Below are 18,307 nucleotides of genomic sequence, written 5' to 3' on the forward strand. Positions count from 1 at the left end.
TGGCGTACTACGCGGGGACTTGCGGGAGTGGCGAGGACCCTTCGTGCCGCGCCGGGTCACCAGAACGCGGGCCGATCCGTCACACGCGCCCATGGCCTCATTACGAACGCACTAGGAGTCAGCGGCATGGCTGGAGCATCGATGCACGGTTCTGATCTGCCGGGCGGGCAGCTTCCTGCCATGGACACGGCGGAGCTCCTGCGCGTGTTGGCCGGGTGGAACGACACCGCGTGCGAGGTGCCCGCGCGGAGCCTGCGGGAACTGTTCGAGGCCCAGGTCGCGTTGACACCCGACGCCGACGCGGTGATCTGCGGCGAGGCCCGGCTGTCGTACGCGGAGCTGAACTCCCGGGCCAACCGGCTGGCGCGCCGGCTGATCGCCCGCGGTGCCGGGCCGGAGAGCTATGTGGCGGTGGCCCTGCCGCGGACCGTGGAACTGCCGGTGGCGCTGCTGGCGGTGGTGAAGACCGGCGCGGCCTATCTGCCCGTCGACCCCGGGCATCCGGCCGACCGTATCGGCCACATCCTGTCCGACGCGCGTCCCGTCTGCGTGCTCGCCGCCACGAGCACCGTGGCGAACCTGCCCGTCGACGCCGACCGCCTGCTGGTCACCGACGACGCGGCGACCCGGGCCGCCCTCACCGCCCTGCCGGACACCGACCTGACGGACGGCGAACTCCTCGGGAACCCCTTGCTCGGCCACCCCGCGTACGCCATCTACACCTCCGGGTCCACCGGCCGCCCCAAGGGCGTGGTGATCACCACCGGGAACTTCGTCAACTTCCTGGCGGCGATGAAGGACCTGATCGCGCCGCGGCCCGCGGACCGGTTCCTCGCCGTGGCGACCGTCGCCTTCGACATCGCGGGCCTGGACATCCATCTGCCGCTGACCTCGGGCGCCTCGGTGGTGATCGCCACCTCCGAGCAGGTACGCGACGCCGCACAGCTGGCCGAGCTGCTCACCACCTCCGGCGCGACCCTCATGCAGGCGACGCCCTCGCTGTGGCAGGGCCTCGTCTCCCAGCATTCCGACGCCCTACGCGGGCTGCGGATCCTCGTCGGCGCGGAGGCCATGCCGCCCGCCCTGTCGCGCCGGATGACCGAACTCGCCGCGTCCGTCACCAACCTCTACGGCCCGACGGAGACCACCGTCTGGTCGACGTTCGCCGAGGTCACCGGTGAAGGGGCCGCGCCGATCGGCCGGCCGATCGGCAATATGCAGATGCACGTCCTGGACTCCGCGCTGCGCCCCGTCCCGGTGGGCACCCCCGGAGAGCTCTACATCACCGGTCACGGACTGGCCCGGGGCTATCTCCACCAGCCCGGGATGACGGCCGGACGCTTCGTGGCCAGCCCGTTCGGCGCCCCCGGCGAGCGGATGTACCGCACCGGCGACCTGGCGAAGTGGCGGGCGGACGGGCAGCTGGACTATCTGGGCCGGGTCGACTTCCAGGTCAAGGTCCGCGGCTACCGCATCGAACTCGGCGAGATCGAGTCGGTGATCCTCGCGGATGCGAGCGTGGCGCAGTGCGTGGTCATCGTCCGTGAGGACCGGCCCGGTGACCAGCGGATCACCGCCTATGTCGTCCCGGTCGACGCCGACGTCCAGCTGGACACGGCCGGCCTGCGGGACCGGGCGGCGCGTGCACTGCCCGCGTACATGGTCCCCGCCTCCTTCCTTCAGCTCGCCTCCTTCCCCCTCAACCCGAACGGCAAGGTGGACCGCAAGGCCCTCCCGGCACCCGAGCTGCCCGCCACGCCCGCCGCGCGCCGCCCGCGCACCGCACGGGAGGAGATCCTCTGCGGCTTCTTCGGCGAGGTCCTCGGCGTGGAGCGGGTCGGGATCGACGACAACTTCTTCGACCTCGGCGGACACTCCCTCCTCGCCACCCGCCTCATCAGCCGCATCCGCACCACGTTCGGCGCCGAACTCGCCGTCCGCGACCTCTTCGAGGCCCCGACCGTCGCGGGTGTCGCCGACCGGCTCGACGACGCCGCCGGAGCGCGGGCCGCGCTGGCACCGGTGGAGCGGCCCGAGCGCATACCGCTGTCGTTCGCGCAGCGGCGGCTGTGGTTCCTGCACCAGCTGGAGGGGCCGAGCGCGACATACAACCTGCCGATGGCGCTGCGGCTGTCCGGGGCGGTGGACCTCGACGCACTGCGCGCGGCGATGGCCGATCTCGTGGACCGCCACGAGTCCCTGCGCACCGTCTTCCCCGAGACCGACGGCGTCCCGCACCAGCGGGTGCTGTCCGGCGACGCCGCCCGGCCCGTGATCCAGGTCGCCCACACCACCCCCGACGACGTCGCCGCGGCGATCGAGGAAGCGGCCGGCCACCTCTTCGATCTGTCGGCCGAACTGCCGCTGCGTATCTGGCTGTTCAGCACGGCGCCCGATCGGCACGTCCTGCTCGTCCTGACCCATCACATCGCCGGCGACGGCTGGTCGACGGACCCGTTCCTCCGCGATCTGTCGGCCGCCTATACGGCCCGTTGCGACGGCACCGCCCCGCAGTGGGCGCCGCTGCCGGTCCAGTACGCGGACTACACGCTGTGGCAGCGCGAGGTCCTGGGCGACGAGAACGACCCCGACAGCGTCATCGCCGAACAGATCACCTACTGGCGGCACCAACTGACCGGACTTCCCGAGCAGTTGGAACTCCCCACCGACCGCCCGCGGCCCGCCGTGGCCAGCCACCGGGGCGACACCCTCCCCTTCACCTGGGACGCCGACCTGCACGAGGGCATCACCCGCCTGGCGCGGGAGAACCAGGCGAGTGTGTTCATGGTCGTGCAGGCCGCACTGGCGACCCTGCTGACCCGGCTCGGCGCCGGCACCGACATCCCCCTCGGCTCGGCCATTGCCGGACGCACCGACGACGCGCTCGACGACCTGGTCGGCTTCTTCGTCAACACGCTGGTGCTGCGCACCGACACCTCCGGCAACCCGACCTTCGCCGAACTCCTGGGCCGTGTACGGGAAACGGACCTTGCCGCGTACAGCCACCAGGACGTGCCGTTCGAGCGCCTGGTGGAGATCGTCAACCCCACCCGCTCCCTGGCACACCACCCGCTCTTCCAGGTGATGCTCACCTTCCAGAACAACGACGCCGCGGTGCGGCTGCCCGGACTGACCGCGCAGGACTACGCGCTGGGCATGGCGTCGGCCAAGTTCGACCTCTCCTTCGACGTGGAGGAACAGCAGGACGGGGCGGGTGCCCCCGCGGGGATGCGGGGGTCGGTGGAGTTCGCCACCGATCTCTTCGACCGCGAGAGCGCCGAGGCGATCGCGGCCCGGCTGGAACGACTGCTGCGGGCGGTGGTGGCGGACGCCTCACGCCCGCTCGCGGAGATCGACATCCTGGCGGCGCAGGAGCGGGACCAGCTGGTCAACGGCTGGAACGCCACCGGTCGTGATGTCCCCGACGCGACGCTTGCCGAGCTGTTCGAGGCTCAGGTGGCACGGACCCCGGACGCCCAGGCACTGGAGCACGAGGGCGCCCGGCTGACGTATGCGGAGCTCAACGCCCGCGCCAACCAGTTCGCGCACCACCTGATCGCGCAGGGCGTCGGCCCGGAGCGGTTCGTTGCGATTGCGCTGCCCCGCTGTGTCGAGGCTGCGGTGGCGATCCTTGCCGTCACCAAGGCGGGAGCTGCGTATCTGCCCATCGACCCGGATTATCCCGTCGACCGCATCGCCTACGTGCTCGGCGATGCACGGCCCGCGCTGCTCATCACCGACAAGAAGACGGCCGGACGGATCCCCGACACGGGGCTGACCACCCTCACTGTCGAGGACATCCGCACCGACGGGCTCTCCGTTGCCAATCCGACGGATGCGGACCGGGTGAGCGAGGCCCGGACCTCCCACCCCGCGTTCGTGATCTACACGTCTGGTTCGACCGGGCGGCCCAAGGGCGTCGTGGTCGAACACCGGTCGCTCAACCTGTACCTGTCCTGGGCGCATTCTGCCTACCCGGCGATGAGCGGACGGGCACTGGTCCACTCTCCGCTTGCCTTCGACCTCACCGTCACCGGTCTGCTCGGGCCTTTGACGCTGGGTGGATGTGCGCAACTGACCGACCTGGACGAGGGCGCTGCGCCGCAGCTCGACCAGCGGCCCACCTTCGTCAAGGCCACGCCTTCGCACTTGACGCTGCTCAAGAGCCTTCCGGCCGATGTCTCGCCGACCGAGCAGCTCGTCCTGGGCGGCGAGGCACTGCTCGGCGAGGCGCTGGACGAATGGCGTGCCCAGCACCCGGGTGTCACCGTCATCAACGAATACGGACCCACCGAAACCACCGTCGGCTGCACCCAGTTCCGCATCACACCCGGACAGGAGGCCCCCACCGGCACCATCACCATCGGCCACCCCATCTGGAACACCCAGATCCACATCCTCGACGCCCACCTCCAACCCGTCCCCACCGGCGTCACCGGAGAGCTCTACATCGCCGGCAACCTCCTCGCCCGCGGATACCTGAACCGACCCGACCTCACCGCCAACCGCTTCGTCGCCAACCCTCACGGCACCCCCGGCAGCCGCATGTACCGCAGCGGCGACCTCGCCCGACGCCGCACCGACGGACACCTCGAATTCATCGGACGCGTCGACCACCAAGTCAAACTCCGCGGCCACCGCATCGAACTCGGCGAAATCGAAGCCGTCCTCACCAGCCACCCCGAGGTACGCCAGGCCGCAGTGATCGTCCGCGAAGACCAGCCGGGAGACCAAAGGCTCGTCGCCTACATCGTGCCCACGCAGGAAGGTGACACAGCCCTGGGCGACCTGCGCGAACACGCCACTCGCGCACTACCCGACTACATGGTCCCCAGCGCCTTCCTCCCCCTCGACACTCTGCCGCTCACCCCGAACGGAAAGCTCGACCACAAGGCCCTGCCCGCACCGGAGTTCACCGGCGCGGATGGTGGACGAGGCCCCCGTACGGCGCAGGAGGAAATCCTGTGCGGCGTCTTCGCCGAGACCCTCGGCGCGGAACGCATCGGCATCGACGACAACTTCTTCGACCTCGGCGGACACTCCCTCCTCGCCACCCGCCTCATCAGCCGCATCCGCACCACGTTCGGTGCCGAACTCGCCGTCCGCGACCTCTTCGAAGCGCCTACGGTTGCCACTCTCGCCACCCGCCTCCATGACGCCGGACGGGCGCGTACGCCGCTTACGCCGAAGGTCCGTCCGGATCGCGTGCCTCTCGCGTACGCCCAGCAACGGCTCTGGTTCCTCAACCAGTTGGAGGGGCCGAGTGCGACGTACAACGTGCCGATGCCGCTGCGACTGTCCGGTGCACTCGATGTCGAGGCCCTGCGCACGGCGATCCACGACCTCGTCGAGCGCCATGAGTCCCTGCGGACCGTCTTCCCGGAAGCGGACGGCACCCCCTACCAGCACATTCTCGAAGGCGACGCCGCCCGGCCGACGATCGACGTCGTCCACCTCAGCGAGGAGGACCTGGACACCGCCGTCGACCAGGCCATCTCCCACACCTTCGACCTCACCACCGACCTCCCCCTACGCGCCTGGGTCTTCACCCTGAGCACCGACGACCACCTCGTCCTGCTCCTCGCCCACCACATCGTCAGCGACGGCGCCTCCCTCGCCCCCCTCGTCAACGACCTCTCCACCGCCTACACCGCCCGCCGCGAAGGCACCGCACCACAGTGGGCACCACTGACCGTGCAGTACGGCGACTACACGCTGTGGCAGCGCGAGGTCCTGGGCGACGAGAACGACCCCGACAGCGTCATCGCCAGACAGATCGACTACTGGCAGCACCAACTGACCGCACTCCCCGAGCAGTTGGAACTCCCGACGGACCGCCCGCGACCCGCCGTCGCCAGCTACCTCGGCGAGACCATTCCGTTCACCTGGGACGCCGACCTGCACGAGGGCATCACCCGCCTAGCGCGCGAAAACCAGGTCAGCGTGTTCATGATCGTGCAGGCCGGTATCGCGGCGCTGCTCACCCGACTTGGTGCCGGGACCGACATCCCCATCGGCTCCGCCATCGCCGGACGCACCGACGACGCGCTCGACGACCTCGTCGGCTTCTTCATCAACACCCTCGTACTGCGCACTGACACCTCCGGGAACCCGACCTTTGCCGAACTCCTCGCGCGGGTACGCGAGACGGACCTGGCGGCGTACACCCATCAGGACGTGCCGTTCGAGCGGCTGGTCGAGATCGTCAACCCCACCCGCTCCCTGGCGCACCACCCGCTGTACCAGGTGATGCTCACCTTCCAGAACAACGACGCCGTGGTGCAGCTGCCCGGACTGACCGCGCAGGACTATGCCCTGGGCGTGACGTCGGCCAAGTTCGACCTCTCCTTCGACGTGGAGGAGCAGCGGGACGGGGCGGGTGCGCCCGCAGGTATCCGGGGGTCGGTGGAGTTCGCCAGCGACCTCTTCGACCGCGAGAGCGCCCAGGCGATCGCGGCCCGGCTGGAACGCCTACTGCGGGCGGCCGTAGCGGACGCCTCACGCCCGCTCGCGGAGATCGACATCCTGGCGGCGGAGGAGCGGGAGCAGCTGGTCAACGGCTGGAACGCCACCGCCCGCGACGTCCCCGACGCGACCCTTGCCGAGCTGTTCGAAGCCCAGGTGGCACGCACACCGGACGCCCAGGCCCTGGAGCACGAGGGCACCCGGCTGACGTATGCCGAACTCAACGCCCGCGCCAACCAGCTCGCCCACCACCTGATCGCCCAGGGCGCCGGCCCGGAACAGTTCGTTGCCATCGCCCTGCCGCGGACGATCGAGGCGGCCGTGGCGATCCTCGCCGTCACCAAGACCGGCGCGGCGTATGTGCCGATCGACCTTTCGTACCCTGCCGAGCGCATCGCGTACATGCTCAACGATGTCTCGCCCGTTCTGGCCCTGACCGACACCGCAAGTGCTCAGTACGTTCCGTCCGTCGACGGTATGACCGTCATCGCTGTCGACGACACCGCCACCCTTCGGCTGGCTGCCGGGAGCCCCACCGCCAATCCGACGGATGCGGACCGGGTGAGCGAGGCCCGGACCTCCCACCCCGCGTTCGTGATCTACACGTCTGGTTCGACCGGGCGGCCCAAGGGCGTCGTGGTCGAACACCGGTCACTGAACCTCTACCTGTCCTGGGCCCACTCCGCCTACCCCGCGATGAGCGGACGGGCACTCGTCCACTCCCCCCTCGCCTTCGACCTCACCGTCACCGGCCTGCTCGGACCCCTGACCCTCGGCGGATGCGCACACCTCACCGACCTGGACGAGGGCGCTGCGCCGCAGCTCGACCAGCGGCCCACCTTCGTCAAGGCCACCCCCTCCCACCTGACGCTCCTCAAGAACCTTCCCGCCGATGTCTCGCCGACCGAGCAGCTCGTCCTCGGCGGCGAGGCACTCCTCGGCGAGGCGCTCGACGAATGGCGCGCCGCCCACCCCGACGTCACCGTCATCAACGAATACGGACCCACCGAAACCACCGTCGGCTGCACCCAGTTCCCCATCACACCCGGACAGACAGCCCCCACCGGCACCATCACCATCGGCCACCCCATCTGGAACACCCAGATCCACATCCTCGACACCCACCTCCAACCCGTCCCCACCGGCGTCACCGGAGAGCTCTACATCGCCGGCAACCTCCTCGCCCGCGGATACCTGAACCGACCCGACCTCACCGCCAACCGCTTCGTCGCCAACCCCCACGGAACCCCCGGCAGCCGCATGTACCGCAGCGGCGACCTCGCCCGACGCCGCACCGACGGACACCTCGAATTCATCGGACGCGTCGACCACCAAGTCAAACTCCGCGGCCACCGCATCGAACTCGGCGAAATCGAAGCCGTTCTCACCAGCCACCCCGAGGTACGCCAGGCCGCAGTGATCGTCCGCGAGGACCAACCCGGCGACCAAAGGCTCGTCGCCTACATCGTCCCTGCCCGGGAGGGTGACACGACCCTGGCCGGACTGCGCGAACACACCACTCGCGCACTGCCCGACTACATGGTCCCCAGCACCGTCCTCACCCTCACCACCCTCCCCCTCACCCCCAACGGAAAGCTCGACCACAAGGCCCTCCCCGCGCCCGAGCTGACCCCCACCACGACCACCCGCGCCCCGCGCAACACCCACGAAGAGCTCCTCTGCCATGCCTTCGCCGAAACCCTCGGCGCGGAACGCATCGGCATCGACGACAACTTCTTCGACCTCGGCGGACACTCCCTCCTCGCCACCCGCCTCGTCAGCCGTATTCGCGCCACCCTCAACACCGAACTGAGCGTGCGCGACCTTTTCGAGGCACCCACCGTTGTCGCCCTCGCCGCGCGCCTCCAGCACGCCGGCGCGGCGCGCACGCCCCTCGTCCCCCAGTCGCGGCCCGAGCACACGCCGCTGTCCTTCGCCCAGCAACGGCTTTGGTTCCTGCACCAGTTGGAGGGGCCGAGCGCGACCTACAACGTCCCGCTGCTCCTACGACTCACCGGGGCGCTGAACATCGACGCCCTGCGCGACGCGATCCACGACCTCACCGAGCGCCACGAAACCCTCCGGACCGTCTTCCCGGAGACCGACGGCACGCCCTACCAGCACATCCTCGAAGGCGACGCCGCCCGGCCGACCATCGAGGTCGTCACGACCGACGCCGCACATCTCGACGAGCGGATCGCCGCTGCCGCCCGCCACACCTTCCGACTCACGAGTGAACTCCCGCTGCGTGCCTGGGTGTTCAGCACCAGGGAGAAGAACGAGCACACGCTGCTGATCCTGGCGCATCACATCGCCAGCGACGGCTGGTCCATGGGCCCCCTCGCCCAGGACCTCGCCACCGCCTATGCGGCCCGCTGCGACGGCACCGCCCCCCAGTGGACGCCGCTGCCCGTCCAGTACGCGGACTACACCCTCTGGCAGCGCGACATCCTCGGCGACGAAAACGACCCCGACAGCGTCATCGCCGGGCAGATCGCCTACTGGAAGCAGCAGCTCGCCGCCCTCCCCGAGTGCCTCGAACTGCCCACCGACCGGCCCCGACCCGCCACCGCCAGCCACCACGGCGACAGCGTCCCCTTCACCTGGGACACCCAACTCCACACAGACATCACCCGCCTGGCGCGCGAGCACCGGACCAGTGTCTTCATGGTCGTCCAGGCCGCACTTGCGACGCTGCTGACGCGGCTCGGCGCGGGCACCGACATCCCCCTCGGTTCCCCCATCGCCGGACGCACCGACGACGCGCTGGACGACCTCGTCGGATTCTTCATCAACACCCTGGTACTGCGCACCGACACGTCCGGCAACCCGACCTTCGCCGAACTCCTCGGCCGGGTACGGGAAATGGACCTCGCCGCGTACACCCACCAGGACGTCCCCTTCGACCGGCTCGTCGAACTCGTCAACCCGGTGCGGTCCCTGGCGTACAACCCGCTCTTCCAGGTGATGCTGAGCTTCGAGGCCACCGGCGCCGATGTGCCGATCGCCGGGCTGAACAGCCGCCTGGAGCAGGTGGACGCCAAAACCTCCAAGCTCGATATGGAATTCGTCCTGGAGGAGAAGATCGCGGCCGACGGCCGGCCCGCCGGGATGGCGGGAACGGTGGACTACGCGACGGATCTGTTCGACCGTGGGACCGCCGCATCGATGGCCGCCCGGCTGGAGCGCCTGCTGCGCGCTGTCGTTGCGGATGCGTCGCGGCCGATCGCGGACCTGGACATCCTCACCCCGGTCGAGCGCGAGCAGCTCCTCGACACCTGGCCCCGCGCCGTACGCCAACTGCCCGACGGCACCACCCTGCCGGAGCAGACCCGCCTCTACGTCCTCGACCAGGACCTTCAGCCCGTCCCGGTCGGCGTCACCGGCCAGCTCCACCTCGCCGGCACCGCCCTGAACGGCACCCTCCTCAACGGACAGACGATCACCACCGACGCCTGCCTGACCGACCCCTTCGGCCCGACCGACTCACTCCTCTACCCCACGGGCACCACGGCACGCTGGACCACCGACGGAAACCTCCACCTCCTCACCGACACCGACACCGAGGCGCAGAACACCACCGCTTCCTCCACCGCACCGGCACGACGCCGCAAGCCCACCCCCCAAGAAGAAATCCTCAGCGGACTCTTCGCCCACACCCTCAACCTCCCCACCCTCGACATCCACGACAACTTCTTCGACCACGGCGGACACTCCCTCTCCGCCGTACGCCTCCTCAGCCGCATCCGCACCACCTTCGGCGCCGAACTCACCGTCCGCGACCTCTTCGAAGCACCCACCATCGCCGGAATAGCCACCCGACTCACCCACGCAGCCCAAGCACGCACCCCCCTCACCCCCCAACCCCGCCCCGACCACACCCCCCTCTCCCCCGCACAACGCCGCCTCTGGTTCCTCCACCAACTCGAAGGACCCAGCGCCACCTACAACGTCCCCATGGTCCTGCGCCTCACCGGCGAACTGAACGTCGACGCACTACGCGAGGCGATCCACGACCTCACCGAGCGTCATGAGTCGCTCCGGACCGTCTTCCCGGAGACCGACGGCACGCCCTACCAGCACATCCTCGAAGGTGACGCCGCCCGGCCGACCATCGAGGTCGTCACGACCGACGCCGAGCAGCTCGACGTGCACATCGCCGCCGCCGCTCGTCACACGTTCGATCTCACCGGTGAACTCCCGCTGCGGGTATGGGTGTTCGGCACCGAGGCGAAGAACGAGCACACCCTGGTGATCCTGGCGCATCACATCGCCAGCGACGGGTGGTCCATGGGCCCCCTCGCCCAGGACCTCGCCACCGCCTATGCGGCCCGCTGCGACGGCGCCGCCCCCCAGTGGACGCCGCTGCCGGTCCAGTACGCGGACTACACCCTCTGGCAGCGCGAGATCCTCGGCGACGAGAGCGACCCCGACAGCGTCATCGCCGGGCAGATCGACTACTGGCGGCGGCAACTGACGGCACTGCCCGAGCAGTTGGAGCTTCCGATCGACCGGCCGCGGCCGGCCGCGGCCAGTCACCGGGGTGACAGCGTTCCGTTCGCCTGGGACGCCGGGCTGCACGACGGCCTCATCCGGCTGGCGCGCGAGCACCAGGTCAGTGTGTTCATGGTCGTCCAGGCCGGTGTCGCCGCGCTGCTCACCCGGCTCGGCGCGGGCACCGATATTCCCCTGGGCTCCGCCATCGCCGGACGGACCGACGATGCGCTCGACGACCTCGTCGGGTTCTTCGTCAACACGCTGGTGCTGCGTACCGACACCGCGGGCGATCCATCGTTCGCCGAACTCCTGGGCCGGGTCAGGGAGACGGACCTGGCGGCCTACGCCCACCAGGACGTGCCGTTCGAGCGGCTGGTGGAGATCGTCAATCCGACCCGGTCGCTGGCGCACCACCCGCTCTTCCAGGTGATGCTCGTCCTCCAGAACGCCGCCGAGGGCGACTTCGCGATGCGGGGACTGGTGGCCACCGAGGACGACGATGTCCATGCGGGGATCGCGAAGGTCGATCTGACCTTCAGCCTCGGGGAGCGGTTCGGTGAGGGCGGCGATGCCGCCGGTATGCAGGGGGTCGTCGAGTTCGCCACCGATCTCTTCGACCGGCGGACCGCGCACACCATCGCCGTACGGCTGGAAGCGCTGCTGAGGGCGGCCGCGGCGGATGCGGCTCGGCCGATCGGAGAGATCGAGATCCTGTCGGGTGAGGAGCGTGAGCTGCTGCTCAACGGGTGGAACGACACCGGTCGGGAGGTCGCGGAGGCCACGCTGCCGGAGCTGTTCGAGGCGCAGGTGGCGCGGACTCCGGACGCCCCGGCGCTGGAGCACCAGGGCGGCCGGTTCACGTACGCCGAGCTCAATGCCCGTGCCAACCGGCTGGCCCGTCTCCTCATCGGTAAGGGCATCGGGCCCGAGCAGATCGTCGCGCTCGCGCTGCCCCGCTCCGCCGACCTGATCGTCAGCATCCTCGCCGTCCTCAAGGCCGGTGCCGCCTACCTGCCCGTCGACCCGCACTACCCCGCCGAGCGCATCGCCTACATCCTCGAGGACGCGCGGCCCGCCCTGCTCCTCACCGATCGGGACACCGTCGCCGGGCTGCCGGGTACCGGGCTGCCGATGCTCACCGTCGACGCCCTTGGCGACGGCGCCCAAGGCACAACCCACTCGGGCGACTCCAATCCGCTTGACGCCGACCGCACCACCGCACTGCTCCCGGGCCACCCCGCCTACCTCATCTACACCTCCGGCTCCACCGGCCGCCCCAAGGGCGTCGTCGTCTCGCATCAGGCGGTGAACGGTTTCGCGGCCGATGTCGCCGACCGCTGGCAGCTGACCGGCGACAGCCGGGTGCTCCAGCTCGCCTCGCCGAGCTTCGACCCCTCGGTGTTCGAGATGTGGATGGCGCTCCGGTCGGGCGCCTGCCTGGTGGTCGCGCAGGCGGGCCCGCTCGCGGGTGAGGAACTGGCCGGTGTGCTGGACGATCTGCGCATCAGCCATGCGCAGATGTCGCCGGCGGCGCTGGCGAGCATGCCGATGCGCCCGCTGCCCCTGCTGCGCACGCTGATCGTCGGCGGTGACTCCGTGCCCGGCGAGGTCGCGGCGCGCTGGTCCGCGGGGCGCGGGATGTTCAACGCCTACGGCCCGACCGAGGCCACGGTATGGGTGACGGTCAGCGGCCCGCTCTCCGGCGCCGTTTCCCCGGCGATCGGCCGGCCCGGCTGGAACACCCAGGTCTATGTGCTGGACGCCGCGCTGCGGCCGGTGCCGGTCGGGGTTCCCGGCGAGCTGTATGTGGCCGGTGCCCGGCTGGCCCGCGGTTATCTGCGCCGCCCCGAGCTGACCGCGTCCCGCTTCGTCGCCAATCCGTTCGGCGCGCCCGGTGCACGGATGTACCGCACCGGTGACCTGGTCGTACGGCGTGCCGACGGCGAGCTGGAGTTCGTCGGCCGCTCCGACGACCAGGTCAAGGTCCGCGGCTTCCGGATCGAGCACGGCGAGATCCAGAACGTGCTCGCCGCGCATCCGACGGTCGGCCGGGTGGCGGTGGTCGTACGGGAGGACCGGCCCGGCGACCAGCGCATCGTGGCCTATGTGGTGCCCGCGGAGACGTCCGAGGACGGCGTGGACCCGGCCACTCTGCGGGAGCGGGCGGCGAAGGCGCTGCCGGACTACATGGTGCCGTCGGCGTTCGTCGTGCTGGCGGCGCTGCCGCTGACGCCGAACGAGAAGCTCGACCACAAGGCGCTGCCCGCACCGGAGTTCACCGGCAGCGAGGGCGGCAGAGCGCCACGCACGGCGCAGGAGGAGATCCTGTGCGGCGTCTTCGCCGAGACCCTCGGCGTGGAGCGGGTCGGCACCGACGACAACTTCTTCGACCTCGGCGGGCACTCGCTCCTGGCGATGCGTCTCGTCAGCCGGGTGCGCTCGGCCTTCGGCGTGGAGCTCGCCGTCCGCGACCTCTTCGAGGCGCCGACCGTCGCGGGTCTCGCCGAGCGTGTCGGCACCGCGGTGGGCGGCCGTACCGCGCTGGCGCCGATGGAGCGGCCCGAGCGCGTACCGCTGTCCTTCGCCCAGCGCCGCCTGTGGTTTCTGCACCAGCTGGAGGGGCCGAGCGCGACCTACAACGTGCCGATGCGGCTGCGGCTGAGCGGAGAGCCGGACGTCGCCGCGCTGCGCGAGGCGATGGCCGATCTGGCCGCGCGGCACGAGTCCCTGCGGACGGTCTTCCCGGAGGTCGACGGCACGCCGTACCAGCGGGTGCTCGAAGGTGACGCCGCCCGGCCGCCGGTCGAGTGCGTCCGTACGGACGCCGGGTGGCTGGCGGAGGCGATCGAGCGGGCTTCCGCGCACGCCTTCGACCTGACGAGCGAACTCCCGCTGCGGGCCTGGCTTTTCGAGACCGCACCGGATGAGCGGGTGCTGTTGCTCCTGGCGCACCACATCGCCAGCGACGGCTGGTCGATGGCTCCGCTCGCCCGCGACCTGGCGACCGCCTATGCCGCACGAAGCGAGGGCGCGGCACCGCAGTGGGCGCCGCTGCCGGTGCAGTATGCCGACTACACGCTGTGGCAGCGCGAGACCCTCGGGGACGAGAGCGACTCCGGAAGCCTGATTGCCGGTCAGGTCGCCTACTGGCAGGAGCAGTTGACCGAGATGCCGGAGCTGCTGGAACTGCCGACCGACCGGCCGCGGCCGGCGGAGGCCAGCTACCGGGGCGAGAGCCTCGACTTCTTCTGGGGTCCCGAGTTGCACGAGGGCGTCACCCGGCTGGCGCGGGAGCACCAGGCGGGTGTGTTCATGGTCGTACAGGCGGCCCTGGCGGCGCTGCTGACGCGGCTCGGGGCGGGCACCGACATCCCGATCGGCTCGCCGACCGCCGGACGCACGGACGAGGCACTCGACGACCTCGTCGGGTTCTTCATCAACACCCTCGTGCTGCGTACGGACACCTCCGGCAACCCGACCTTCGCCGAACTCCTCGGCCGGGTACGGGAGACCGGTCTGGCGGCCTACGCGCACCAGGACGTGCCGTTCGAGCGGCTGGTGGAGATCGTCAATCCGACCCGGTCGCTCGGGCACCACCCGCTGTTCCAGGTGATGTTGAGCTTCGAGGCCGCGTCCGCCGATGTGCCGCTGGCCGGGCTCGACGGCAGCCTGGAGGCCTCGGGTTCCGCCACCTCGAAGTTCGACCTGGAATTCGGGCTGGAGGAGAAGGCCGCGGCCGACGGCCGGCCCGCCGGGATGGCGGGAACGGTGGACTACGCCACGGACCTGTTCGACCGGGCTTCCGTGGCGGCGATCACCGCGCGGCTGGAGCGTCTGATCCGGGCGGCCGTTGCGGATGCGTCGCGGCCGATCGCGGACCTGGACATCCTCACCCCCGGCGAGCGCGAGCAGCTCCTCGACACCTGGCCCAGTGCCGTACGGCAGCTGCCCGACGGCACCACCCTGCCGGAGCAGACCCGCCTCTACGTCCTCGACCAGGACCTTCAGCCCGTCCCGGTCGGCGTCACCGGCCAGCTCCACCTCGCCGGCACCACCCTGAACGGCACCCTCCTCAACGGACAGACGATCACCACCGACGCCTGCCTGACCGACCCCTTCGGCCCGACCGACTCACTCATCTACCCCACGGGCACCACGGCACGCTGGACCACCGACGGAAACCTCCACCTCCTCACCGACACCGAGGCACACAACTCCACCTCCACCACACCGGCACGACGCCGCAAGCCCACCCCCCAAGAAGAAATCCTCAGCGGACTCTTCGCCCACACCCTCAACCTCCCCACCCTCGACATCCACGACAACTTCTTCGACCACGGCGGACACTCCCTCTCCGCCGTACGCCTCCTCAGCCGCATCCGCACCACCTTCGGCGCCGAACTCACCGTCCGCGACCTCTTCGAAGCACCCACCATCGCCGGAATAGCCACCCGACTCACCCACGCAGCCCAAGCACGCACCCCCTCACCCCCCAACCCCGCCCCGACCACACCCCCCTCTCCTACGCACAACGCCGCCTCTGGTTCCTCCACCAACTCGAAGGACCCAGCGCCACCTACAACGTCCCCATGGTCCTGCGCCTCACCGGCGAACTGAACGTCGACGCACTACGCGAGGCGATCCACGACCTGGCGCGGCGGCACGAGACCCTGCGGACGGTGTTCCGTGAGGCCGACGGCACGCCCTACCAGCACATCCTCGAAGGTGACGCCGCCCGGCCGACCATCGAGGTCGTCACGACCGACCGCGAGCAGGTGCGGCAGCGGGTGGCCGAGGCCGGGCGGCATGCCTTCGACCTGGTGAACGAGCTGCCCCTGCGGGTGTGGCTCTTCCGGACGGCGCCGGACGAGCACGTACTGCTGCTGCTGGCCCATCACATCGTCAGCGACGGCTGGTCCACGGACCCGCTGTCCCTCGATCTGTCGGTGGCGTATGCGGCGCGGTGTGCGGGTGCGGCTCCGCAGTGGGAGCCCCTCCCGGTGCAGTACGCCGACTACACGCTGTGGCAGCGGGAGATCCTCGGTGACGAGAGTGACCCGGAGAGCCTGATCAGCACTCAGGTCGGCTACTGGCAGGAGCAGTTGGCCGGTATTCCGGACCGGCTGGAGCTGCCGACCGACCGGCCCCGGCCGGCCGTGGCCGGGTATCGGGGCGAGGACGTCGACTTCGCCTTCGATGCCGAGCTGCACGAGGGGATCATGCGGCTGGCGCGGGAACACCGGGCGAGCGTGTTCATGATCCTCCAGGCGGGTCTCGCCGCGCTGCTGACGCAGCTCGGTGCGGGCAGCGACATCCCGATCGGTTCACCGATCGCCGGGCGTACGGACGATGCGCTGGAGGACCTGGTCGGGTTCTTCGTCAACACGCTCGTCCTGCGCACCGACACCTCCGGCGACCCCACGTTCGCCGAGCTGGTGGACCGGGTACGGGAGACGGACCTGGCGGCCTACGCGCACCAGGACGTGCCCTTCGAGCGGCTGGTGGAGATCGTCAATCCGACTCGGTCGCTGGCACACCACCCGCTGTTCCAGGTGATGTTGGTGCTGGCCAACAAGGCCGAGGGCGACTTCGCGATGCAGGGGCTGGAGGTCTCCGACGACGAGTTCACCTCCTTCGCCGCGAAGTTCGATCTGACCTTCCACATCGCCGAGCAGCACACGCCGGACGGCGCCGCCGCCGGGATGACCGGTGCGCTGGAGTTCGCGACGGACCTCTTCGACCGGTCCACCGCCCGGGAGCTCACCGCCCGGCTGGAGCGTCTGCTGCGAGCCGCCGTCGCGGACGCCACCCGGCCGCTGACGGAACTGGACGTGCTCGGTGCGGCGGAACGCCACCGGATCCTCGTCGAGTGGAACGACACGGCGCATCCGGTGCCCGCGGCGACGCTGCCGGAGCTGTTCCAGGCGCAGGCGGCGCGCACCCCGCAGGCCGCGGCCGTCGAGGACGGCGCCACGGTGTGGACGTATGCCGAGCTGAACGCCCGTGCCAACCGGCTGGCGCATCACCTCCTGGCCCAGGGCGTCGGCCCGGAGCGGGTCGTCGCGCTCGCGCTGCCCCGCTCCGCCGATCTGGTCACCGCGATCCTGGCCGTCCTCAAGACGGGCGCCGCCTATCTGCCCGTCGATCCGGACCTGCCCGCCGACCGCGTGACCCGGATGCTGGCGAGCGCGTCGCCGGTGGGTGTGGTGACGCACCGGAAGATCGTCGGGGAACTGCCCTCGACGCCGGGGGCGGTGCGGGTGCTGGTCGACGACCCGGCCACCGCCGGTGCGCTGGAGGCCCGGCCGGCCACCGATCCCACCGATGCCGACCGCGGCACCCCGCTGCTGGCCGCCCATCCGGCGTACGTGATCTACACCTCGGGCTCCACCGGCGTCCCCAAGGGCGTGGTGATGCCGGGCGGTGCGATGGTCAACCTGCTGGCCTGGCATGCGCAGGCGGTGCCCGGCGGGCCGGGGCGCCGGGTGGCGCAGTTCACCGCGATCGGCTTCGACGTGGCGGTGCAGGAGACCCTCTCGGCGCTGCTGCACGGCGCGACCCTGGTGATCCCGCCCGACGACATCCGCCGGGACGCCGCGGCGTTCACACGCTGGCTGGAGGCGCAGGGGATCAACGAGCTGTACGCGCCCAACCTGGTCATCGACGCGGTGGCCGAGGCCGCCGCCGAGCAGGGCTCGGGCCTGCCCGCGCTGTCGGGGATCGCCCAGGCCGGTGAGGCGCTGGTGCTCAGCGGGCAGTTGCGCGACCTGTACGCCGGGGAGCCGCGGCGGCGGCTGCACAACCACTACGGGCCCACCGAAACCCATGTGGTCACCTCGTATGCGCTGCCCGCGCAGGTCGCCGACTGGCCCGCCGTGCCACCGCTCGGCGGTCCGATCTGGAACACCCAGGTCTATGTGCTGGATGCGGCGCTGCGGCCGGTGGCGGCGGGCGTGCCCGGCGAGCTCTACCTCGCGGGCAGCCAGCTGGCCCGCGGGTATCTGGACCAACCGCGGCTGACCGCCGAGCGGTTCGTGGCCAACCCGTTCGGCGAGCCGGGGCGGCGGATGTATCGCACCGGTGACCTGGCGCGCTGGCGGGCCGACGGCCGGCTCGAATACCTGGGCCGGGCCGACGACCAGGTCAAGGTCCGCGGCTTCCGGATCGAGCCCGGTGAGATCGAAACCGTGCTGGCGGCGCATCCGTCGGTGGGGCAGGCGGCCGTGGTGGTCCGCGAGGAGGCGCCCGGCGGGAAGCGGCTGGTGGCCTATCTCGCGCCGGCCGGCGCGGCGGTGCCGGACACCGCGGAGCTGAAGGCGCATCTGGCCGGGCGGCTGCCGGAGTA

1 protein-coding gene and 1 pseudogene are annotated in these 18,307 nt (G+C 70.6%); both read left to right on the forward strand.

What is annotated here, in order from left to right:
• Positions 1 to 126 precede the first annotated feature (126 nt).
• Positions 127 to 15,579, forward strand: a complete 15,453-nt coding sequence (locus B1H19_RS08875; protein ID WP_107425920.1) for a non-ribosomal peptide synthetase — start codon at positions 127 to 129, stop codon at positions 15,577 to 15,579.
• Positions 15,528 to 18,305: pseudogene (locus B1H19_RS08880) on the forward strand (non-ribosomal peptide synthetase); the annotation flags it as partial. The gene B1H19_RS08875 and the pseudogene B1H19_RS08880, both read left to right, overlap by 52 nt.
• Positions 18,306 to 18,307 lie beyond the last annotated feature (2 nt).

This window comes from Streptomyces gilvosporeus (assembly GCF_002082195.1).
GTDB lineage: Bacteria > Actinomycetota > Actinomycetes > Streptomycetales > Streptomycetaceae > Streptomyces > Streptomyces gilvosporeus.